The 22,013-nt window shown below is 65.8% G+C and carries 16 protein-coding genes and 1 pseudogene; 5 read left to right on the top strand and 12 right to left on the bottom strand.

What is annotated here, in order from left to right; all coding sequences use genetic code 11:
* Positions 1-257, top strand: a pseudogene (locus AC1RDJ_RS27520) (type VI secretion system protein TssA); the annotation flags it as partial.
* Between the two features lie 35 nt (positions 258-292).
* On the opposite strand, the gene tssH reads toward AC1RDJ_RS27520, so the two are convergent.
* The 8 genes from tssH to AC1RDJ_RS27480 form a co-directional block, all read right to left on the bottom strand.
* A complete protein-coding gene (gene tssH / locus AC1RDJ_RS27515; RefSeq protein WP_493029332.1) occupies positions 293-2,971 on the bottom strand; it encodes a type VI secretion system ATPase TssH in 2,679 nt (892 codons plus the stop codon).
* A gap of 53 nt (positions 2,972-3,024) precedes the next feature.
* Complete coding sequence (gene tssG, locus AC1RDJ_RS27510; RefSeq protein WP_071324365.1) at positions 3,025-4,104, bottom strand: type VI secretion system baseplate subunit TssG; 1,080 nt, start codon at positions 4,102-4,104, stop codon at positions 3,025-3,027.
* Positions 4,068-5,912 carry a type VI secretion system baseplate subunit TssF gene (gene tssF, locus AC1RDJ_RS27505; protein ID WP_071324366.1) on the bottom strand — a complete coding sequence of 615 codons (1,845 nt, stop codon included), beginning with the start codon at positions 5,910-5,912 and terminating at the stop codon, positions 4,068-4,070. Before tssF ends, tssG begins: the two co-directional genes overlap by 37 nt.
* A 2-nt stretch (positions 5,913-5,914) precedes the next feature.
* Positions 5,915-6,406, bottom strand: a complete 492-nt coding sequence (tssE, locus tag AC1RDJ_RS27500) for a type VI secretion system baseplate subunit TssE (RefSeq protein ID WP_071324367.1) — start codon at positions 6,404-6,406, stop codon at positions 5,915-5,917.
* Positions 6,407-6,507: 101 nt separating this feature from the next.
* Positions 6,508-6,999 carry an Hcp family type VI secretion system effector gene (locus AC1RDJ_RS27495; RefSeq protein ID WP_071324368.1) on the bottom strand — a complete coding sequence of 164 codons (492 nt, stop codon included), beginning with the start codon at positions 6,997-6,999 and terminating at the stop codon, positions 6,508-6,510.
* Between the two features lie 33 nt (positions 7,000-7,032).
* Positions 7,033-8,517, bottom strand: coding sequence for a type VI secretion system contractile sheath large subunit (tssC, locus tag AC1RDJ_RS27490; protein WP_289888977.1), 1,485 nt, complete (start codon positions 8,515-8,517; stop codon positions 7,033-7,035).
* A gap of 1 nt (position 8,518) precedes the next feature.
* Complete coding sequence (gene tssB / locus AC1RDJ_RS27485) at positions 8,519-9,028, bottom strand: type VI secretion system contractile sheath small subunit (RefSeq protein ID WP_071326567.1); 510 nt, start codon at positions 9,026-9,028, stop codon at positions 8,519-8,521.
* A gap of 73 nt (positions 9,029-9,101) precedes the next feature.
* Positions 9,102-9,626 carry a tetratricopeptide repeat protein gene (locus AC1RDJ_RS27480; protein ID WP_232250925.1) on the bottom strand — a complete coding sequence of 175 codons (525 nt, stop codon included), beginning with the start codon at positions 9,624-9,626 and terminating at the stop codon, positions 9,102-9,104.
* A 396-nt stretch (positions 9,627-10,022) separates the two neighbouring features.
* On the opposite strand from AC1RDJ_RS27480, the gene tssK reads away from it, so the two are divergent.
* The 4 genes from tssK to AC1RDJ_RS27460 are packed head-to-tail and all read left to right on the top strand — an operon-like array spanning position 10,023 to position 16,506.
* The gene (tssK, locus tag AC1RDJ_RS27475; protein WP_071324371.1) at positions 10,023-11,369 is read left to right on the top strand and encodes a type VI secretion system baseplate subunit TssK; all 1,347 of its coding nucleotides are present in this window, start codon (positions 10,023-10,025) and stop codon (positions 11,367-11,369) included.
* 15 nt (positions 11,370-11,384) lie between these two features.
* Entirely contained in the window at positions 11,385-12,167 is a 783-nt protein-coding gene (gene icmH / locus AC1RDJ_RS27470; protein WP_071324372.1) for a type IVB secretion system protein IcmH/DotU, read from the top strand.
* The gene (locus AC1RDJ_RS27465; protein WP_493029333.1) at positions 12,167-16,009 is read left to right on the top strand and encodes a type VI secretion system Vgr family protein; all 3,843 of its coding nucleotides are present in this window, start codon (positions 12,167-12,169) and stop codon (positions 16,007-16,009) included. Before icmH ends, AC1RDJ_RS27465 begins: the two co-directional genes overlap by 1 nt.
* Positions 16,010-16,050: 41 nt before the next feature.
* Positions 16,051-16,506 carry a hypothetical protein gene (locus AC1RDJ_RS27460; protein ID WP_289888984.1) on the top strand — a complete coding sequence of 152 codons (456 nt, stop codon included), beginning with the start codon at positions 16,051-16,053 and terminating at the stop codon, positions 16,504-16,506.
* Between the two features lie 5 nt (positions 16,507-16,511).
* Here AC1RDJ_RS27460 and AC1RDJ_RS27455 read toward each other — a convergent pair whose 3' ends face one another.
* The 4 genes from AC1RDJ_RS27455 to AC1RDJ_RS27440 are packed head-to-tail and all read right to left on the bottom strand — an operon-like array spanning position 16,512 to position 21,998.
* On the bottom strand, positions 16,512-17,708 hold the full coding sequence (locus tag AC1RDJ_RS27455) for a tryptophan 7-halogenase (RefSeq protein WP_493029331.1): 1,197 nt from the start codon (positions 17,706-17,708) through the stop codon (positions 16,512-16,514).
* A complete protein-coding gene (locus AC1RDJ_RS27450; RefSeq protein WP_493029330.1) occupies positions 17,708-19,894 on the bottom strand; it encodes a LodA/GoxA family CTQ-dependent oxidase in 2,187 nt (728 codons plus the stop codon). The genes AC1RDJ_RS27455 and AC1RDJ_RS27450 overlap by 1 nt, the downstream gene beginning before the upstream one ends.
* Positions 19,895-19,941: 47 nt before the next feature.
* Positions 19,942-20,301, bottom strand: a complete 360-nt coding sequence (locus AC1RDJ_RS27445; RefSeq protein ID WP_071324375.1) for a hypothetical protein — start codon at positions 20,299-20,301, stop codon at positions 19,942-19,944.
* Positions 20,298-21,998, bottom strand: coding sequence for a tyrosinase family protein (locus AC1RDJ_RS27440; RefSeq protein WP_071324376.1), 1,701 nt, complete (start codon positions 21,996-21,998; stop codon positions 20,298-20,300). The genes AC1RDJ_RS27445 and AC1RDJ_RS27440 overlap by 4 nt, the downstream gene beginning before the upstream one ends.
* Positions 21,999-22,013: the final 15 nt, after the last annotated feature.

The following is a 22,013-nucleotide window of genomic DNA, read 5'->3' as shown; positions in this document are numbered from 1 at the left end:
GCATGCCGGCGCTGCCGCTGCCTGCGGCGGCGCCGGGCGAGATCCACAGCCGCGCCCAGGCCCTGGCGCAGCTGCGCCAGGTGGCGCTGTACTTCCGCCAGACGGAACCCCACAGCCCCGTCTCGTATTTCGCCGACAAGGCGGCCGACGCCGGCGAGCAGACGCTGCACGAATGGCTGCGTGGCGTGGTCAAGGACAGCGCCTCGCTCGCGCATATCGAGGAACTGCTGGGCGTTGCGCCGCCCGCCGGCCAGTAAGCACCCAGGGCCCGCAGGCGGCGGCCCGCTGGCGCCTACCTGATCGTGTACTTGAACTGCCCCTGCTTGCCCGCGCTGACCTTGATCTTGCTGATCGCCAGCCCCTCTGCCATCCTCGCCAGCACGGATTCGGCAATTTCCGGCAGCAGGCTGCCGTTGAGGATATGGTCGACGTTGCGCGCCCCCGAATCGACTTCGGTGCAGCGCGCCAGCACGGCCTCCACCAGCGTCTCGTCGTAGCTGAATTCGGCCTGGTGGTTGGCGCTGACGCGCGCGGCGATCCTGCGCAGCTTGAGATCGATGATCCTGGCCAGCACGTCGTCGCCGATCGGATAGTAGGGAATCACCTTCAGGCGCCCCAGGAAAGCCGGCTTGAACACCTTCAGCAGCTGCGGGCGGATGGCCAGCTCCAGCTGCTCCGGCGTGGGCACATCCTCGGGCGCCAGGTTCAGGCATGCGTGCATCATGGTGGCCGACGCCACGTTCGAGGTAAGGATGATGATGGTATTCTTGAAATCGATCTCGCGCCCCTCGGCATCGTCCATCACGCCCTTGTCGAACACCTGGAAGAACAGCTCCATGACGTCGGGATGCGCCTTTTCCACTTCGTCGAGCAGCAGCACGCTGTACGGATTGCGCCGCACGGCCTCGGTCAGCACCCCGCCTTCGCCATAGCCGACATAGCCGGGCGGCGAGCCTTTCAGGCCGGACACGCTGTGCGCCTCCTGGTATTCGCTCATGTTGATGGTGATGAGCTTGCGCTCGCCGCCATACAGGGCGTCGGCCAGCGCCAGCGCCGTTTCCGTCTTGCCGATGCCGGACGGACCGACGAACAGGAACACGCCCTTGGGCTTGTCGGGATCGTCGAGGTTGGCGCGCGAGGTGCGCACGCGCTGCGACACCGCCTCGATCGCATGGGGCTGGCCCAGCACGCGCTCTTCCAGCAGGTCCTTCAGCTTCAACACGGTGCGAATATCATCCTTGACCATTTTCCCCAGCGGGATGCCGGTCCAGCCGGCGACGATTTCCGCCACCACGTGGCCATCGACCTGCACCGGCACCATCGGCGTCTCGCCCTGCAATGCGCGCAATTGCTGCAGCAGCGCCTGCAGGTCGCCGGCCTGGCTGGCGTCCGGCCTGGTCTCCGGCCTGGCCGCACCGGCGTCCTCGAGCTCCTGGCGCGCCGCACGCACTTTTTCGCTGAGCGCCTTTTCCGTTTCCCAGCGTGCCGCCAGCGCCCCGTGTTCGCCGGCGGCGGCGCCGCGCGCCGCGCGCAACGCCTTCAGGCGCGCCGCATGGCTGGCGCCGCCGCTTTCCTCGCGCGCCAGGGCCGACGCTTCCGCATCGATGCGTTCGAGCTGGCGCGCCAGGCTGTCGAGCAGCGCCGGCGTGGCGCGCTGTCCCAGCGCCACCCTGGCGCAGGCCGTATCGAGCACGCTGATCGCCTTGTCCGGCAGCTGGCGTCCCATGATGTAGCGGTGCGACAGGCGCACGGCCTCGGTGATCGCCTCGTCGAAGATGCGCACCTTGAAATGCTTTTCCATCAGCGGCGCCATGCCGCGCAACATCGCGCACGCCAGTTCCTCGCTCGGTTCCTCGATCTTGACCACCTGGAAACGGCGCGCCAGCGCGGCATCCTTCTCAAAATATTTCTTGTACTCGCCCCAGGTGGTGGCGGCGATGGTGCGCAGCTCGCCCCGCGCCAGCGCCGGCTTCAGCAGGTTGGCGGCGTCGTTCTGCCCGGCGCTGCCGCCCGCGCCTATCATCGTGTGCGCCTCGTCAATGAAGAGGATGATCGCATGCGGGCTTTTACTCACTTCGCCGATGACGTTTTTCAGGCGGTTCTCGAACTCGCCCTTGACGCTGGCGCCGGCCTGCAGCAGTCCCATGTCCAGCGTGTGGATTTCCACGCCCTGCAGGATGTCCGGCACGTCGCCCTGCACGATGCGCAGCGCCAGCCCTTCGACCACCGCCGTCTTGCCGACGCCCGCCTCGCCCGTCAGGATCGGGTTGTTCTGGCGCCGCCGCATCAGGATGTCGATGGCCTGGCGGATTTCCAGGTCGCGCCCGATCACCGGATCGATCTTGCCGTCGCGCGCGCGCGCCGTCAGGTTCACCGTGAACTGGTCCAGCGCCGGCGTCTTCGATGCCGCCGCGCGGCCTTGCAGTTCGCCCACAGGGTCGCCGCCCGCGCCGTCGGCTACCGTTTCGCCAGCGGCGGCTCCCGCAAGCTCCTGCGAACCCTCGGTCAGCGGCTCCAGCTTGTGTTTGAGCTCGTCAAGCTTGAACTGCTGGAACAGGGCCGAGCCGCGGTACGCGAGCTGCGCCAGTTCCGGCTCGGTCAGCAGTGCCTGCAGCAGGTGCGCGCTGCGGATGCTTGCCTGGTGTCCGGCCCGCAGGTCGAGCGAGGCGATCAGCCAGGCGTGCTCGAACAGCTTCGGCAGCCGCGGCGAAAACACGGGCGTGCGCGCGTTCCCCGTCTGCAGCCGGCCTACCTCGGCCCGCAGGTCCGCTTCCAGCATGCCGACGCTGATGCCGCTGCGGCGCGCGATCAGCACGAAATCGCTGCGCGGCTGTTCCAGCAAGGCCAGGAATACGTGCTCCAGGTCGACCTCGTACTGTCCCAGGCCGACGCAGATACTGGCGGCGCGCGTGGCGGCAATGCGGCAGGTGTCATTCAGCTTGCTGATCAGCGTCTTCAGGTTGATGCTCATGGGGAAGCGGTCCTTGTGTCGGGTTGGAAGGGAGGCGGAATCGGTGTTACGGTTCAGGCAAGCGCGTGCAATTCGTAGCGGACGTCGGCGCGGTCCTGCGCTTCGCCGCCCGTGATGAGGAAACTGTCCCAGCCCAGCCTGCCGCCGCCGCGCGGCTCGTCCAGGCGCACGCCCTGCACGTCGCTGGCGCGCAGCACCAGCTGCACCTCGTACTCGAGGCACAGGCTGGTGAACATGGCGAGCATTTTCTCCAGCGCCCGCGCGGCCGCGCCGCCGGGCAGGAAGGCGTCGAAATGCGCGCGCGCCAGCGGGCCGATGGTCAGCCGCATGCGCAGGTCGCGCTGCCACACGCGCCCGCCCACCAGCGCGGTGGCGCCCAGCACGGCGTTATTCGCGCCCAGGGTGCTTTGCTGCTCGCGCGGCACGTCGTACCAGCAGCCGATGAACTGGCTGACCGTGACGCGCTGGCCGAAATATTCGGACAGCACCTGGCCCATCATCACGGCCGAAGGCGGCCGGTGGCGCATGGCGGCGGCAAAAAAACCCACCGATTCGTCCAGCACGCCATCGCCGGACAGGCGCTCGCGCAGCGAAGCGTGGCCCAGCCCCGCCAGCGACAGCAGCAGCGGCAGGAACTGGTCCTTGCCGTCCAGCTGGTACTTCAGCTCGAGCCGGTACTTGCGCCAGGCTTCGTAAAACAGGGCCAGGGCGCGGTTCGAAAACGTGTCGAGGAAGGCGCGCGGCCCCTCGTCCCTGGACTCGAACTGGTGGCTGGCGATGCGTTCCGTGTAGTGCGCCGGCAGCGCGCCGGCGACGCCGAGAAAACCCATGAAGGCGGGCGTGATGCGCACATACTTGAGCTGCGCACTGCGCAGCGCCGCGCCCAGCGCGTCGGCATCGGTCGCCAGCCCGCGCGGCTCCGGCCGCAACGCTTCGATCTGGCTGGGGGCGAAGTCGAGCGAGACGGAATTCTGGAAGCGCAGGAAGTTGGCCACCGCGCCTTCGTGCGGCATGCCGTTGCGCCGCAGCCAGAGCTCCAGCAGCCGTACCGCCTGGAAGTACTGGAAGCGGTACGGTTGCGCAAACAGGCGCTCGATTACACTAGGCTCGAATCGCCGCTTCGTGGTTTGCATCGCAACAGCTCCTCTCCCGATTTCTTGGCCACCAGCACCAGTTGCGTGAAGCTGTTCGCATGCACATACAGTCCCAGGAAACAGTCGATGACCTGGGCGAAGGCATGGATGCCGCTGCCGACGAACGCCTCCTCGTCCAGCGTCAGCCGCACTTCGATGCCGCGCACCAGGCAGGCGAAGGGATTGCCGGGCAGCCAGGCATTGACGGCCTTGTGGGCGATCGCCGTCAGGCCGCGGATCTGCCGCTGCGAGGTCGGCGAGCGCGGCAAGTCATACAGGGCCAGCATCTCCTGGAAGGCTTCCAGGCCGCTGCCGGCCAGCGACAGGTGGTTCAGCGACAGGTGCGAGATCAGGCGCCAGTGGGCGCCCCGCCCCCGTTCGAATCGGTGCGACTCGGTGGGCTTGCGCAGCAGGCTGATGCTGCGCACGCTGGAGCCGCCCTCGAGGAACAGGTCGCCGCCGTGCAAGCCATAGGTCAGCTGCGCCGGCAGGTCGCGGTTGGTGCAGCTCAGTTCCAGGCTGAGCGTATCCGTTTCCACGGCGGCCGGATCGAAGTCGATATCGACGATCGAGATCTCCGTTTCATGGCCGGGACTCTTGTGGGCGATGACTTCGTCGCGCCGCATCACCCAGTAATGTCCGTCCCTGGCCGGCGTTTCGCCGTGGCGCAGCGAATAGAACGGCCGGAATTCGACCACCGACTCGCCTTGTGGCGTCTGCCGCACCAGCTTGACCGCCTCGATGGCGTGCACCTCGAACGCATACGCGCGGCGCGCATCGGCCAGCACCGGGTAGCTGGCGGCCGTATGCGTGATGCGTATCGGCTCGCCGCGCTGGCGGAACAGGTTGACCACCGGCGTGCAGCCGAGCAGCAGGTTATGCGTCGCCATGGTGCCCAGCAGGCGCGCCGTATTCGAGTCGGTGCGCAAGCCGCTCAGGGCCAGGTGCAGGGTAACGCGGCGGCATCCGGCCGGCAGCACGGCGCATAGCGCGCCCAGGTCGATGTCGAAGAAATTGAATTTTTCGGGAAAACAGAAATACTCGGTCAGCAGCCGGTACGCCGGATGCGAGCGGGCCGCGAACGGGATCAGCGCATCGTCTTCGGCGAAACCGGCGCTGCTGACGGGATTGACGGCCAGCGCGATCCAGCGGCCGCTGTCGTCGGCCTCGGCGTACGCCTGCACGGTGCGCATGAACAGCGCATCGCGCAGCGCGGCGCAAAACGAGGGCTGGCCGTCGATGAAGACGCGCAGCGATGGCAGGCCCAGCTGGGCCAGCGAGATCTGCCCGGCAGTCGATTCGAGGCGCATGCTCACGCCCGAGGTGGCGCCGGATGGCAGCTGCGCCTGCTCCGGCGCGGCGATGATGGGGGAAAACGCCGCATGCGTGAGCGCCAGCGGCGCCACGGTGACGGCATACGCGGTGCGGAAGGTGCAGGCCACGCCCTTCACGGGACGCGTCGTCAGTTCCGTGCCACGGGCGATTTCGGTGGCCGCCGTCAGCTGCGCCGCCGCGGCCGCATAATCCATGCGGGCGATCGAACAGCTGGGGAAAGGCCGCAGATAATGCGGATACAGCACCTCGAACAGGGCTTCGGTGAATTCGGGATAGTCGTCGTCGAGGCGCTTCGAGATACGCGAATTGAGCAGCGCGAAGGACTGGATCATGCGCTCGATATGCGGGTCTTCGCACACTTCGCCGCCCATCAGCAAACGCCCGGCGATCTTCGGATAGCGTTCGGAAAACTCGCGCGAATAGCGGCGCAGGAATCCCAGCTCCCGCTCGTAGTACGGTAACAGTTCTTCCAAGGTCAGGCTCCCGTCTGCGCCGCGCGGCGCCCCTTGCTGATGGTGTAGTGCAGGCTGGAAGGCTGCAGGATGGCGTCGAAATTGACGGGTTCGTGCGCCGCGTGCACCACCAGCAGCGCGCTGATGGCGAAATTGAGGCGGTTGATCGAACCTTCCTGGATTTCCAGCGAAGCGCGCACATTGCGCAGGCGCGGCTCGTGGCGGGCGATGGCCTTTTCCAGGCACTGGCAAATATGCGCGCGGTCATCGGTGCTCGACAGGCTCAGGCCGGCGAAATCGTTCAAGCCATAGGTGATGATGGACTTGCCGCATTCGGGGAACTTTTTCAGCAGCGCCTCGGGCAGCACCGTGCGCGTGTTGAGCAGCGCCTCCAGGTCGCGCGCCACGGTATCCTTCAGGTCCTCGAGCGAAAGGCGCGAGATGGTGCCGCTGGAAGCCCCATGGATGGGCGTGTCCATCAGGCGGTCGAACAGGCCCGGCGTAAAACCTTTCATAGGCATCCCGCATCAAGAGGTGGGAAGGGCCCGCAACCCGCGGCCTGGACAGCCAGCGGCGGGTACGGCAGGCATGCGCGCGAGCGCGCGGTACGGCGCTGTCAGACGGTCTTGTTGGCCGACAGGTCCCAGCCGCCGGAAGTATTGCCGCCCGAACCGCCGCCGACTTTTTGCTGCGTGTATTTCCACTTGACCTTGGAATACTTGAGCGACAAGTCTTCGCCGAGAATGTCGCCGGCGGCCACCGAGGGAGCCACGCTGCTGATCATCACGTTCTCGAGTTCGATTTCAAAGTACTTGATGCGCTCGCCCTGGCCATCGGCGCGCAGAAACTCGAGCTTGGCTTTCGGTATGGTTTTGCCTGAGGAGCAGGTCTGCAGCAGCAAGGGACTGGCCAGGTCGGCCATCTTGGCGATGACGATGTCCTTGTGCTCCGTGCGTTCGGCCGTATGGCCGCCGCCCGTCGATGCCGTCGCCGACTTCGGTTGCAATACCTGCCACTGGACCGACTTGCATTCGATCCAATCTTTATGGCTGTTGTCCGTGGATTCGCCTTTGATGCCGTCAATTTGCAAGTAAACGTCGATTGCCATGTTATTCCTTTCAAGGGTAGGAAGAAAAATGCCTTACGATTTGGTCGACTGCGGAAGCTCCGCGACCAAACGGAGTGAAACGGATAATTCATCGAGCTGGAAATGCGGACGCAGGAAGGACACGGCGCGGTACACGCCGGGACGGCCCGGTACTTCGGCCACCTGCACGGACGCTTCGCGCAGCGGGAACTGGGCTTTCTGTTCCTGGCTGGCGTTATCGTCGAGCAACACATACTGCATCAGCCAGCGGTTCAGGAAATCCTCGACGTTGGAAGCGGCGGCGAAGCTGCCGATCTTGTCGCGCATCATGGCCTTCATGTAGTGGGCGATGCGCGACACGGCAAAGATGTATTGCAGCTGGGCCGACAGCACCGCGTTCGCATTGGCCGAATCGGTGTTGTATTTTTTCGCCTTCTGCGCCGATTGGGCGCCGAAGAACGCGGCGTAGTCCGTGTTCTTGCAATGCACGAGCGAGATGAAGCCCAGGTCGCTCAATTCCTTTTCGCGGCGGTCCGTGATGGCGATCTCGGCCGGGCATTTCAAGGCCACTTCCCCTTCATCCGTCTTGAAGGTATGCGTCGGCAAGTCTTCCACCAACCCGCCGCCCTCCACGCCCCGGATGGCCGCGCACCAGCCGTAATCCTCGAAGGCGGCCGTAAGCTTGGTGCCGAAGGCATAGGCGGCGTTGCACCACAGATACTTCTGGTGGTCGGTGCCGTCCACGTCCTCGACGAAATTGAAGCCTTCCACGGTGGCGCCATCGGCCGGGTTGAATGGCAGGCGGCCCAGGAAACGGGGCAAGGTCAGGCCCACATAGCGGGCATCTTCCGATTCACGCAGCGATTTCCACTTCGCGTATTCGACCGTATCGAAGACCTTGGCCAGGTCGCGCGGCTTGCCCAGGTCGCTGTAGCTTTCCAGGCCAAACAGTTCCGGCGAGGCGGCCGAGATGAACGGCGCGTGGGCGGCGGCGGCCACGTGCGACATCTGCTCGATGAAATACATGTCTTCCGGCTGCCGGCTGAATTCGAAGTCGCCCAGCAAGGTGCCGAACGGGGCGCCGCCAAACGTGCCGAATTCCTCTTCGTACACCTTCTTGAACATGGTCGACTGGTCGAATTCCAGCGCGCTCTGGAAATCCTTGACCAGCTCGCGCTTGGTCGCGTTCATCATCTTGATCTTCAGGTTCGTGCCGGTCGACGTGTTCTTGACCAGGTAATGCAGGCCGGTCCAGCTGCTTTCCAGCTTCTGGAATTCGGGCGCATGCATGATCGCGCTCAGCTGCTGGGAAATCAGCCGGTCCAGCTCGGCCACGCGGGCATCGATGGTCGCCGCCAGGTTGTTCGACACCACCACCGTGCCGTCCATGACCTGGCTGACCAGTTCGGAAATGAGGTCCTTGGCGCGGGCATGCTCGACGCTGGACTTGGCCACCTTGCTCTGTTCCACGATCTGGTCGAGCAAGTCGATCTCGGTGCTGGCGGAGGCGGTCAATGAGGGAGTCATCTGTGCGGACATATCAGTCTTTCCTGACGTGGGAGTGTTGTTCCAGCTGGGCCAGCTTCTCGGTACTGTTGAGCACATCGTTGAGGATGTCTTCCAGCTTGTCGTTGCCGGCCAGCTTGTTGCGCAGGTCGGCCAGCTTGGTGCGCGCCTCGAGCAGCTTGCGCAGCGGCTCCACCTGCTCCACCACCGCCTCGGGACGGAAGTCGCTCATCGAATGAAACTTGAGCTCGATGCCGAACTGGCCGCCAGCGTCGCTCAGCTCGTTGGGCACGCGGAAGGTCGCGCGCGGTTCGATGCCCTTCAGCACGGCATCGAAGTTGTCGCGGTCGATGTCGACGAACTTGCGGTCCTTCAGGCGCTTCTGTTCCAGTTCGGAATTGCCGCCGAAGTCGCCCACCACGCCGACCACGAAGGGCAGCTCCTTGTTCTCGATCGCGTCGCCGATCTCGACGTCATACGTCATCTGCACGCGCGGCGGGCGTACCTTTTGCAGGCGCTTCTGGACACTATCTTTCTTCGACATGACATCCCCTTCGAAAAGAATCGGCAACATCGGCGATGCGCCTGTTGAACTGCGGCGTTTGGCTAGTCACTGCTCACTTGAGCGCATTGAATGGATTGGCGCTGCCCTCGTCGGCGCTGCGCTTGCCTTGCTGCTTGCGCGCCGGACGCGCCGGCGCCTTTTCCGGCGGCGGCACGAGGACGCTTTCGCCCAGGCTCTCGCGCAGCAGCTTGGCCAGGTCCTGCGATTCGGCACGCAACGGGCCGGACAGGTTGTTCTGGCGGCTCAAGTCGGCCAGCGCCCGCGTCGACAGGCGCAGCCCGCTGATGGCGATCACGCTGTTGGCCAGCTTGTCGGCCGGATCGCGCACCAGCACTTCCTGCGCATTCAGGATGGCCTCGCCATACTGGCCCGCCTCGTAGCGCGTCTGCGCCATGCGCACCCACGGCTGCTTGTCGGCCGGGAAAGCGACGGCGGCCTGTTGCCACAGCCCCAAGGCCGCCTCGTTACTGCCGCTACTGGCCGCCTGCGCCGCCTTGGACATCATCTCGTCCATCGTGGGCGGCGCCATGACGGCCGGCTTGGCCGCGGGCGTGGTGTCGCAGGCACTCAGTGTCAAGGCACATGCAATTGCTGCGAGCAGCGAAACCGATCGTGTCATATGGTGCTTTCCCTCACAAAGAAGACGCGTTGACGATCAAAATAAAGTTGTAATTTATAGTTGCTAATTATTTATTTTTCGGAGCCTAACATGATTTGAATATTTATCGCGCTCAATAGAAAATACGCGAAAACTCACTATTCATGCGGCTTTCCGGGCAGCGGGCGCTATGGAAACGTACCGTACGCGCCCTTCCTCAGGATAATGTTATGGTGCTTTCAGTTGCGAAAAAAGCACCACCTTGTGCGATGCAAAGGGTGGATGATTTCAGCGGCAAGAACACGGTAGCGGCATGCCGGCGCGGACGGGTCAACCGGTCTCCACGCCTCACTTGGTCAGGCAAAAGGGCAATCCATGAGCGTTGCAAACAAATTGTTGTGGGGCGAAGGCCTGTTCTTGCGGCCCCAGCATTTTCAGCAGCAAGACCAGTATCACGAACACCGCCTGCATGAGAGCGTCAAGGCGCTGCATCCATACGCATGGGGCGTGAGCCAGCTGCAGATAGACCGCGATGCGCTCGGCAACCATACCTTGCGGCTGCTGGAGCTGTCGCTAATCTTCCAGGACGGCGAAATCTACAACGCGGCCGGCGCCGACGAGCTGCCCGAGGCCATCGACCTTGGCAACCTGCCGCCGTCGCAGCAGTCGGTGACCTTTTACGCCGCCCTGCCCGCGTTCAAGCAATTCGGCGGCAACTTTGCCTCGGCCGGCCAGCCCAACAGCGCGGCACGCTACGGCCAGGCCAATCTCAGCACGCCGGACCTGTACACGCAGGCCGCGCAGGCCGAACTCACCTACCTGAAGAAATCGCTGCGCCTGGTGGCGGAATCGGATCCGCGCGACTCCTACGTGAGCTTCCCGCTGCTGCGCCTGCGGCGCCTGTCGACGGGCGGCTTCGAGCAAGACCCGGCCTTCGTGCCGCCCAGCCTGTCGATCCGCAGCGCACCGCTGCTGTTCCTGCAGCTGCGCCGCCTGATCGACGCGCTGCAAGCCAAGGTCAATGCCCTGTATGGCCACCATCGCGAGCCGAGCAAGAGCGTGATCGAGTTCCGCTCCGGCGACATGTCCTCGTTCTGGCTGCTGCATACGGCCAGTTCGGCCTTTGCCTCGCTCAGTCATTACTTCCACCATCCGGCCCTGCATCCCGAGCGCCTGTACGAGCAATTGCTGGGCCTGGCCGGCGCGCTGATGACGTTTTCGAAAACCCATGCGCTGGCCGACCTGCCGGCGTACCGGCACGCCGATCCCGGGCCGCCGTTTGCGCAGCTGCACGCGATCATCCGCGAATTGCTCGACACGGTGATCTCGTCGAAGTATTTTGCGATCGCGCTCAGCGAAACCAAGCCGTCCTACCATCACGGCAAGCTCGATTCGGAAAAAATCGACGGCAAGACCGCGTTTTACCTGGGCGTCTCGGCCGACATGCCGGGCATGGAGCTGGTCGACGTGGTGCCGCTGCGCTTCAAGGTGGGCGCGCCCGACGACGTGGAAAAGTTCGTGCTGTCGGCCTTGCCCGGCGTGCGCCTGCAGCATGCGCCGCAGGTGCCGGCCGCCGTGCCCGTCCGCCCGGATGCGTACTACTTCACCATCGAGGCCAAGGGCCAGATGTACGAGCGCATGCTGCAGGCGCAATCGGTCCTGATTTATGTCCCCTCCGGCATGCGCGACCTGAAGCTCGAGCTGGTCGCCGTCACCTCCTGACATAGAAATGACACGATGAACCTCTCCGCTCCCCCTTCCCTGATGTCCGGCAGCCAGGCTGCCTATTCGGCCAGCGTGCTTGCCGGTCCCGGCACCGAACACACGCTGATGGACCTGATGTACGACGGCTTTTACGCGCTGTTCATGCTGAAGAACGGCAGCGGCCCGCAGGACAATGCCGATTTCATCGCCAAGATGACGCAGTTCCTGGACGAATTCGGCCGCGGCGCAAAGAAACAGGGTGCCTCGGCCGACGATATCGACGCGGCCAAGTACGCGTTCTGCGCGGCCGTCGACGAAATCATCCTGCGTTCGCCCTACAGCATCCGCGACGAATGGGCGCGGCGCCCCTTGCAGCTGGTGCTGTTCGGCGACCAGCTGGCCGGCGAGAATTTCTTCATCCGCCTCGAAGCGCTGCGCGCGCGCGGCAGCGCCCACCTGCAGGCGCTCGAAGTGTTCCACATGTGCCTGCTATTGGGTTTCCAGGGCCGCTACATCCTCGAAGGCCCGGAAAAGCTCAATTACCTGACGGCGCGCCTGGGCGATGAAATCGCCCAGATGAAAGGCAAGAAGACAGGCTTCGCGCCGCATGCGGAACGGCCGGACCAGATCATCCACAAGCTGCGCAACAATGTGCCGCTGTGGGTGCTGTGCTCCGTGTTCGCGCTGATCTGCGCGCTCGGCTACCTGGGCTTGCGCACCACGCTGGCGAAAAATACCGAGGAGCAGATGCATGCCTACCAGGATATCGTCAAACTGGCGCCGCGCGTGGCCAACCTGAGCATCACCTTGCCGTGATGGGCGACACGCCACAGGGCGACGGCGGCGCGCCGCAGGGACAGTTCGGCACCGGCTTGAGCCAGCATGCGCGGCTGATCGCGCTGGCGACGGCCCAGCCATCGGAGCAGGCGCAATCGCTGATGGCGGAGCAGTTCGACGGCCGCGAAGCCGTCAACGAACTGTTCCGCTTCGATGTCGACGCCCTCAGCACCGCGGCGTCGCTCGACCTGGCCTCGTTCATCGGCGAGGAAATGACGCTCACCTTGCTGCAGCCCGACGGCAGCCAGCGCGCCTGGCACGGCCTGTGCACGGATTGCGCCTGGCTCGGCGCCGATGGCGGCGTGGCGCGCTACCGGCTGCGCCTGGAACCGGCGCTGGCCCTGCTGCACCTGCGCCGCGACTGCTATATTTTCCAGGACAAGAACGCGCGCGACATCGTCAGCGAGCTGCTGGCCGACTATCCGCAAGTGCGCTACCGCTTCGACATCAGCCAGCCGCTGGCCACGCGCGCCGTCTGGACCCAGTACCGCGAAAGCGACTTCGCTTTCCTGGCGCGGGTACTGGCCTTCGAGGGCTTGAACTGGCGCTTCGAGCATGAGCAGCCGGGCGGCGCGCAGGACGGCGGCGCAGGCCAGGGACAGTCCAGGCACACGCTGGTGATCTTCGACAGCAAGGCCGGCGCGCCCGACACGCCTGGCGGGGCCGAGCTGCGCTTTCACGGCGTGCGCGCCAGCGACAGCGATGACGCCATCGACAGCTTCGGCGCGCGCCGCCAGGTGCAATCGAACGCCGTCGGCATCAGCAGCTGGGACCCGCAGCAAGTGACGGCGCCGGCCGCCGAACACGCCTCCAGCCTCGATGCGGGCACGCTGCCGCAGCTGGCCGTGTATGACGGCGCCGGCGAGCGGCGCCATGCCGACCGGGCCGCGGCCAGTCCGCACGGCGCACGCATGCTGCAGGCGCTGGAGCTGGAAAACAAGCAGTTTGACGGCGCCGGTGCCGTGCGCCGGCTGGCCGCCGGCCACGCCTTCCGCCTGCTGCAGCACGCACAGTACGCCGATGGCGCCAACCAGTTCAGCGTGCTGTGGGTGGAGCACCAGGCGCGCAACACTGCCGGCCCGGCCGGCGACGGCTTGACGGGCGCGCTGTCGCGCCTGGCCAGGGTCGCCAGCCTCGATGGCGTGGCCGACTGGATCGCCGGCCAGGTCGAGGCCGGCACCTACCGCAACCGCTTCGGCTGCGTGCGCAGCAGCGTGGCCATCGTGCCGCGCGCCACGGCGGAAAGAGCGCAAGCCGTGGCGCTGGGGCCGCAGACGGCGCTGGTGGTCGGCCTGGCCGACAGCGTGGCCACCACGGGCCGCGACCACCAGGTGCGCATCCAGTTTGCCTGGCAGCGCGGCGCCGCCGCCAATCCGGGCGGCCTGGCGCACAACACGGACCGGCAAGGCAACGCGCCGGGCAATGAAGCGTCCGGCACCTGGGTGCGCGTGGCCGAGGCGCTGGCCGGCCCGAACTGGGGCTCGCAATTCACGCCGCGCATCGGCACGGAAGTGCTGGTCGACTTCATCGAAGGCGACATGGACCGCCCGCTGGTGGTAGCCCAGCTGTACACGGGCAGCGACACGCCGCCCTACGCGGCCGGCGTCGACGCCGATGTCAACCATGCCGGCGTGCTGTCGGGTATCCACAGCAGCAACTTCGACGGCGCCGGCTACAACCAGTGGGTGCTCGACGATACGCCGGGCCAGCTGCGCACCCGGCTGGCGTCGAGCAGCGCCGCCACCGAACTCAATCTGGGCTACCTGGTCCAGCAAGGCGCCGCATCGGCGCAACGGGGCGCCTATCGCGGCCACGGCTTCGAATTGCGCACGGACGCATGGGCCATGCTGCGCGCCGGCGAAGGCTTGCTGCTGTCGGCCACGGCGCGCGCGCGGCAGGGCAGCGGCGTCGCATCGACCCAGCTCGACACCCGGGAAGCGCTGGACCTGCTGCGCGGCGCCTGTGAGCTGAGCAAGGCAACGGCCGCCGCGGCGGGCCAGCAGCATGCGCTGGTGAGCAAGGATGCCAACCAGGCGCAGCTGGACCTGGCCAGCCAGATCGACCCGAAACAGGATGGCAAATACCAGGGCAGCGTGGGCGGCCACGAAGCCTTCAAGGCCGGCAACGGCGCCCGCGCGCCCGACACCGCCCAGCCCGTGGAACGCTACGCCAAGCCGCTGGTGCTGATGGAAGGGCCGAACAGCATCAACTGGGCCACGCCCGCCTCGACCGTGCTGTTCGCGGGCCAGCACCTGCATGCGACGGCGCAGACGGACCTGCACCTGGCGGCCGGCCATACGGTGGCTTCGGTGGCGGCCAATGCCGCCACCCTGTTCAGCCAGGACGGCGGCATCTCGGCCATCGCGGGCAACGGTCCCGTCTCGCTGCAAGCCCATACCGACCAGCTGGAGATTTTGGCCGACAAGGCCATCACGGTGATCTCCGTGAGCGACGTCATCGAGATCAAGGCCAACCAGAAAATCACCGTGCAGGCGGGACAATCGTCGATCACGCTCGAAGGCGGCGACATCACCTTCAAGTGCCCGGGCAACTTCACCGTCAAGGGTGGCCAGCATCTCTTCAACGGCGGCGCCAGCGCGGCCGCCGGCCTGCCGCCGCTGCCGGACAGCCGCCTGAAACTGTTCGACGAAGGCTTCGTGCTGAAGGACCGCGATACGGGCGAACTGATGCCGCGCCAGCCCTACCGCGTGAAGCGCGCCGACGGCACGTACGAAACGGGCATGACGGACGCCAGGGGCTTGACGCACGTGGTCGCCGCAGCCGCCGTCGAGGCGCTGGTGATCGAATTGCTGAAATCGCCGGGCCAGGCGCCCGAGGCGGAAGATCCCGCGCCGGCGCCGCCCGCCCCGGCGAAAACGCCGGCCGGCCGCGCTCCCGCGCCAGGCACGACGGGCAAGGCGCCGCAGCGCGTCCCGCCGGCCAGACCCGAACCGAAATTCAAGGATAGCGCCACGTCAAGCACCAGCCCGGTCGACAACAAGCAGCGCAAGGAAGTGCTGATCAAGCGGCCCGCCTGCTGGATCGCGGACTATGAAAAGGAGATCGACGTCTCCAGCGTCCCGCGCTACAACAACACCTTCGGCGCCAGCGGGGCGCCGCATAACTATTTCGACACCGTGCGCTACAAGATCTACGTGCCCGTGAAATCGAACACCGGCATCATCGCCGAATTGCGCGTCAAGGTGATCACGGTGCTCGAGCCGGCCGACCAGGCGCTGGAAGACCGCGAGCGGGGCACCGAGCAGGCCGCAACGCGGGCCAAACAGCGCGCCGCCGTCATCAAGTACGTCAAGGGCATCGCCACTGCGGGCCTGGAAGCCCACTGGAACAATAAATTCCAGATGGAAATCAGCGACCCCGAATGCGGCACGCGCATCCTGCCCATCGTCTACCGCGTCGTCTATGTGGAGAGCAATGAGCATTACATCATGCAGATCCACAAGCGCTACGACCGCGAAGGCGTGACGGGCACCGTGATCGACGTATCGGCGTCGACCAATGGCCAGGTGCACGCGCATGAATTCGGCCACTGCTATGGCTTGCCGGACGAATACTCGTACGTGGCGGGCGACGACGAAACCGTCAAGTACAAGAAACCGGACGGCAGCTGGGACGCGCCCGTGCCCTCGCTGTCGGACGATGAGGAACCGGAACCGGCCGCTGCCAACATCATGAACTCGGCCGGCTCCATCATCCTGCGCCCCCGGCACGCCTGGCAACTCGCCATCGAAGTGCAGGAGTTGCTGCGGACGAAAATAGGACGGAAGATCAAATGCGATATCATCCTGAACGGCTCCTAATCGCACTGCTCGCAGTGTCCCTACAACTCCCAGGAAACGCCATGCCGAACGACGTCCTCTCCATCAGCGCCCGCTGCATCGACAATCCGGCCTGCATTTTCACGGGCGGCGACATGCGCGTCGAGGTGCTCATCCAGAATACCGGCAACGGGGAAGTCGGCTATCCGCTCGAATACATGCAACTGCGGGGACCCAACATGCGCCTCATCGACAACGCCAGCGAACAAAGCCAGGTATTGAAGACGGGCCTGGCAAACCATGCCCTGAAGCGCGCCTTCACCAGAATCGCGCCGGGCCAGTCGGTTGCGCTGCAAAGCATCATCAAGAACTCGGAACTGCTCATGTTCCGCAAGGAATTCGTCGACGTGACGGCCGAAATCGGCGTTTCGACCAACATCCAGGCCGGCGACAGCGAGGAATTGCTGCCATTCAAGGGCAGCGCCAGCCTGAAAATCATCGGCAAGGACACGCTGGAGCGCGAGGCGCAGCGGCGATAAGGCCGCTATCGCACCGGGACAGGGCCGCTGGCGCGGACCTGGGCGGCCGGCGCCTCCGCGCCGGCGTGCAACTGGCGCCAGAACGGCGCGTCGGGCCAGCGCTGCTCCCAGCCGTAATATTGCCGGCGCTGCGCCAGGTACTGCCCGTAGCGCTGCGTCACCGTGTACGCAACATCGCCCAGCGTGGACTGGCCGGCGATGGCGCCGGCCGCCGCCATGCCGTTGGCGAGCGCCTTGACGATGCCGTGCGACGTGACGGGATCGTAAGCCGAGGCGGCGTCGCCGATGGCCAGCCAGCCTTCGCCATGCAGCTGGTCGAGACAGTACGATGGCGCGGGAAAGCTTTGCACGCCGCCCGCCAGCGGCGCCATGCCGCGGGCCAGGGCAGCCGTGTTGGGCGCGGCCGCCAGCCATGCCAGCCAATGGCCGACTTGCTGCAGGCGCTGCGCCTTGACGGTGGCCGCATCGCCGTAAAACCCCAGCAGCAAGGTGGCATCGGGCAGATGGGCGCCATACCACCAGCCATGTTCGACCGCTTCCAGGTGCGTCAGGCCGGTATCGGCGTGCCCGCCGCCGCCGGCGGGCGGAGCGAAGCGCATGGCCAGGCACACCAGCGGCAGGCTGTCGACCTTGCGGCTGCCGCGCTGGCGCGCGAAGACGGCGCGCGTGCCGCTGGCGTCGACCACCAGGTCGGCATGGATGCTGGCCTGGCGCAAGGACCCGGGCGCACCGAGCGCCAGTTCCAGTCCATGGCCGCCGCCAGGCACCGGTGCCGAAGCGGCCAGGCTGGCGTGCATCAGCACTTCCGCCCCGCGCAAGCGGGCCTGCCGCGCCAGGAACTGGTTGAAGCGGGTCCGCTCCAGGTGCCAGCCGTGGCCCAGTGGATTCATCAGTGCATCGTTGTAGCCGCGCTTCTCGCTGCCCCAGTAAGAACAGCTGCCATGGCAAGGCGCGTGCGCTTCCGCAAAAAAATCCTGAGCGATACCCAGCGCCTGGAACAGGCGGTTCGCCTCGGGCGGGATGCTTTCGCCGATGCGGAACTGCGTGTAGTCGCCGGCCTCGATGACGATCACCTCATGCACGCCAAGCTGCGCCAGCGCCAGCGCGCAGGCGCAGCCGGCCGGGCCGCCGCCGATGATGGCGACCCGGTAGCGCTGCCTGGCCGGCGCAGCCGAAGCGGAATGCGGCGCTGTCACCAGCATCAGGATTTCGGCTTCGGCCGCGGATTGGGCCGATACACCTTGTCGATGGCCGTGTTGCGCCAATACTCGACCAGGTTGCTTTCGTCGCCGTCGAACAGGCTCGCCACTTCCAGGTAGTAGTCCTTGCAGATGGCCTTTTCGCCGTCCTTGCGCGCAATCGCCGTGCCTTGCACGACCACGCCGATGCGGTGCCAGTTCAGCAGGAACTGCGCGCGGTCCTGGTAGCGCCCCACATGCATGGCGGGCCGGTCGATCTCCGCATTGTCCGGCGTCGTCGATGGCACGCCGTCGGCCCGCGTGCCCTGGCCGCGCACGGAATAGCGCGGCGTCGCCAGTTCGCCGCCGTTGGCGACGACGTCGTCATAGGTGTAGACGGCCACGGGCCGCTGCGCCGGCCAGGACGAATACAGCAAGGTATTGTAGCCATTGCCCTTGATCGCCGTGGCCGCATCGATCGCCTGCTGGTTATTGCGCACCGTGCCGCCGGGATTCGGATCCGGCAAATGCGTGGCGCAGGAGTTGTAATCGGTATGCCAGGGCAAGGCCATGAACTTCGACAGGTCGCCGGGCTGCACCTCGCCGCCGCGCAGCGGCACATAGCCGGTGCCAAGAAAGGGCTGGTCCTTGACGGCGTCCTGGTAATCGAGCCGCTGCCCATTGATGCGGAACGGGCCGCCGCCGTCATGGCGCCGCCATCCCTGCCGGTACAGGCCGGGGTCGCGCACGATGAAGCCCATCTCGATGCCGGGGCTGTAGCGGCCGCCCAGGCAGTTGAACAGGACGGTGCGGTCCAGCGCTTCGCCTGCGCCCAGCAGGAAACTGCCGCTGTCGGGCAGGTAACGGCCATGCGCCCATTGGTCCATGAAAAAATACTGGGCGCGGGTCAGGGTCAGCAGGCTGCTGCCCGCGTCGCCCAGCGACAGCGGCATTTGCGGCCGCAGCGACGGCGCGCCCGTCTGGTCCGGATGGCGGATGAAATTCATGATCGGATAAGTCAGGCCATCCGCCTTCATCTTGCCCAGCAAGTCGTGCTGCTTGATCGCCCTGGGCGGCAGGCTGGTCGTCCACCGCTGCAGCGAGGCCGCGCGCAGGATGGGCTGGACATCGGTGCTGAAATCGCTGCGGTAGCCGGTTTGATAGGCGCCGTCCGCATAGACGGCGGGCCGCAGCGCCATCTTTTCCAGCCAGGTGCAATACAGGTCGTCCCACAAGGACACGACGTTCGCCGTTTGCGGCGCATATGACGGGTCGCTGGACACCACCCAGGCGCTGCCCTCGACGGCGCGCGCCGTGCCGTCGGCAAAGAGCAGCATGGCCGTCACGGGGCCATCGGCCACGTCGTCGAACCAGTTGTCGTTGTTGACATTGTCATCAAGGGGCGCGGCGGGCGCATAATTGCCTTGCGCATCAAAGCCGCAGGCCTTGCCATAGCCGCCCAGCACCAGCAGGCGGCCATTCTTTTCCGTGCTGATGGCGCCCAGCGAGGCGATGATGGCGCCAGGCGCGTGCGCCGGCGCGCCTGGCTGCCCGCCGCGCGGGAACGAGACGGGATAGTCGGGCAGGCTGCGCACGGCGCCGCTGGCCGCATCCGCGCACGACGGCGGCGTGGCGGCGTCGAACTGCTGCACGGACTGGCGCGATGCCTGCACGGTGCGCGGTCCGGCGTCGATGACCAGCAGCTTTAGGCGCAGCGGGTCGGCCGGCGTGCCGAAATGCGGCGAGTCGCTCTCGCCGAAGCGCGGATTGCGCAGGGGCGGCGCGCGCCTGTTTTCGAACGGCGCCACGCCGTCCCCGCCCTTCCAGCTATTGGCTTTCTTGTTGGCCAGGTGCACGGTCCAGACGATGTCCTTGACGATCTTGCCATCGACCATGCTGCCGATGGCCACTTCGGCCGCCGCCCCCCGCCGGCCGAGCGGATAGGTTTCCACGCCATCGGCTGCGTCGAACGCATACTGGTAAATCCGGAAGCGGGCGGCCTGCCGCTTGAGTTTTCCGCCGGCGTCGCGCAACTCGGTGCTGAGGATGGTCGTGTCTTCCGTGCCGGGCCGGATCGGCAGGCCGCCCGTACCCTCCTGGCCATCGAGCGGCATGCCGGCCAGGCTTTCCGGTCCCAGATAGTATTCTTCGCTGTTGCCGACGCGGGCGATGCCAATGGCCGGGTGAATTCTCAAACCTGTGTATGCCATGCTGAACTCCTGATCATCAAGGGTGTCTGTGCCGGTTGGTCAACGCGTCACGGCGGCATGCCGTCCCTGACCCACTGGTCGAAGATATCGATGCCCTCCTGCGGCATCCTGCCGTCCGGCGGCATCGGGTGCGGCGCGGACATGACATACTGGCCTTCCCTGCCCCCCGGCTTGCGCAGGCGGTGCCCGGCCTCCACCAGCCATTTCTCATTGCGGCTGTCGTAGTCGTAACCGTGGATCGCCACCTGGATCTGCCAGGCAAACGCCTTCACGCTCGCATAGTCGTTCAGGTACAGCCGCTGCACGCCCGTCGATTCGGAGTTCGACAGCTTGACCTTGCTCATGTCGGCCACATAGCGCGAAAACAGGCCCTGCACATCGCGTTTGAAACTGGTCCGTTCGCTCATGGCTTGCTCTCCTCATACGTGGGTTCGGCCGGCTTGCGGCGGTCGACGATCCTGACCACCGGCGCGGAAAAATCTCCCTGCCGTATCAGGCCGCGGCCCTTGTCATTGGTGGTGATGGCCGCCGTGATGCGCCAGGCCTGGTTGCGCTTTTTCGGGACCAGGCTGTCGACGATGCCGGTGACATCCGTTTCGATCGCATACTTGTCATGCTGGTGTGCGCCGGACAAGGCCCAATGGCTGCTGCTGGTGACCAGGTAGCGGTCGCGGAACGATTTTTCGCCGATACGCGCGACCACGCTGGCGGGATGCAAATAGATATCGGCCTGAAAACTGTAATCTTCGTCGGCATGCGCGCGGTCCAGCACCATGTTGGCCCGCTTGTCGCCTGCGACCCGCCGCGCCGGTATCCTGTAGGCGCTGGTCACGGTGAGGTCGGGCCTGGCGACCGTGCCGTCGGCCGCATCGTCGCTGAGCAAGGCGGCGAACAGGCTTTTCTGGTTGTTGCCGAAGACAAAACCCGCCTGCTGGTGCCGGTCGATCAGGGCCTGGATGTCCTTCTTGCGGGCAAACTCGCCGCCATAGCGCGGCTGGAAGCCATAGCCCTGCCGGATGGTGTCGAAGTACAGATCCGCCCGCCCCATGTTGGCCGCGTAGTCGCCCGAATCGCTGCGCTGCTCATCGCCGCTGCCGGCGCTCCAGCCGACGGGCCGGGGCAGGCTGGCATCCTGCTCGCTGCGCATGTAGCTGGTGCGCCCGCTGCCGCGTATGCCGGCGTCGCCATGCTCGTCGAGCCACTTCTCGAAACTGTAATCGAGGAAATTATGGAAGGCATAGAACAGCGGATCCAGGCCGGCCGTGACGTTGTCGCCCATATTGCCGCCCATGTAGGTGGCGTGCATGTGATTGTGGATCTTCGTCTCCAGGTTGCCGCCGCCCAGGCTGCCGTATTCGTCGCCGCCGAAATCGGCCCAATCCATGTAGTAGATCTGGTAGGCCAGCAAGTTGGGCGAGGCCGTGGCCAGCGAGCTATCGAGCCCCTCTTTCTTGCGGGTCGCATCGTACAAGGGCGAGTCGACATCCTCGAAGGCTTGCGGATAGCGCACGCCGCTGGGCTTGCGGGTGAAATTCCAGTACGGCAGCGCGACATCGCGCGTGCTCGGCCCCCGTTCGCCGTTCGGGTCGGCGGCCTGCAGGGCTTGCTCATAAAAGTACAGCTGCGCCCGGTGCCATTGCAGGAAGGTGTTCTTCTGGTGCTCGCACTCGCCCGGGAATTCCTCATGGGCGTTGTCCTCGGTCGCCACCTTGTCGAGGAAGTAGGCAATGTCGCAGCTGTTGCGCGTCGGATCGCCCAGCAGCTGCTTCAGCCTGTCCCCTGGCAAAGCCGCCTGGCGGTCATTGAAGACGTCGACGGAAGTGCAGTTGTGCACCCAGGCTTGCCACAGGAAGCCGCGCCGGTCATACACGTTTTCCTGGCTCTTGCGTTTCATCTCGCTCACCGCATGCTTGAAGGCGTCGAGCTCGGCCGGGGTCAGTTCGTCGATATTCTTGCGGTAGCGCACGACGCGCGCGCCGCCCTGCTCCAGCTGGGCCCGCGCTTCAGGGGCGCAGCGGGCGACAGCCAGGGCGCCCGTTTCGGCACCGGCAACGGCGCCAGAGCACAGCAGGCAGGCCAGTATGGGAAGGATAGAGGTTTTCATGCGTAACATGCGCCA

It is taken from the genome of Janthinobacterium sp. GW822-FHT07H10, assembly GCF_058798675.1.
The sequence above is the reverse complement of the archived record's forward strand: the minus strand, read 5'-3'. Positions and strand labels throughout refer to the sequence as shown.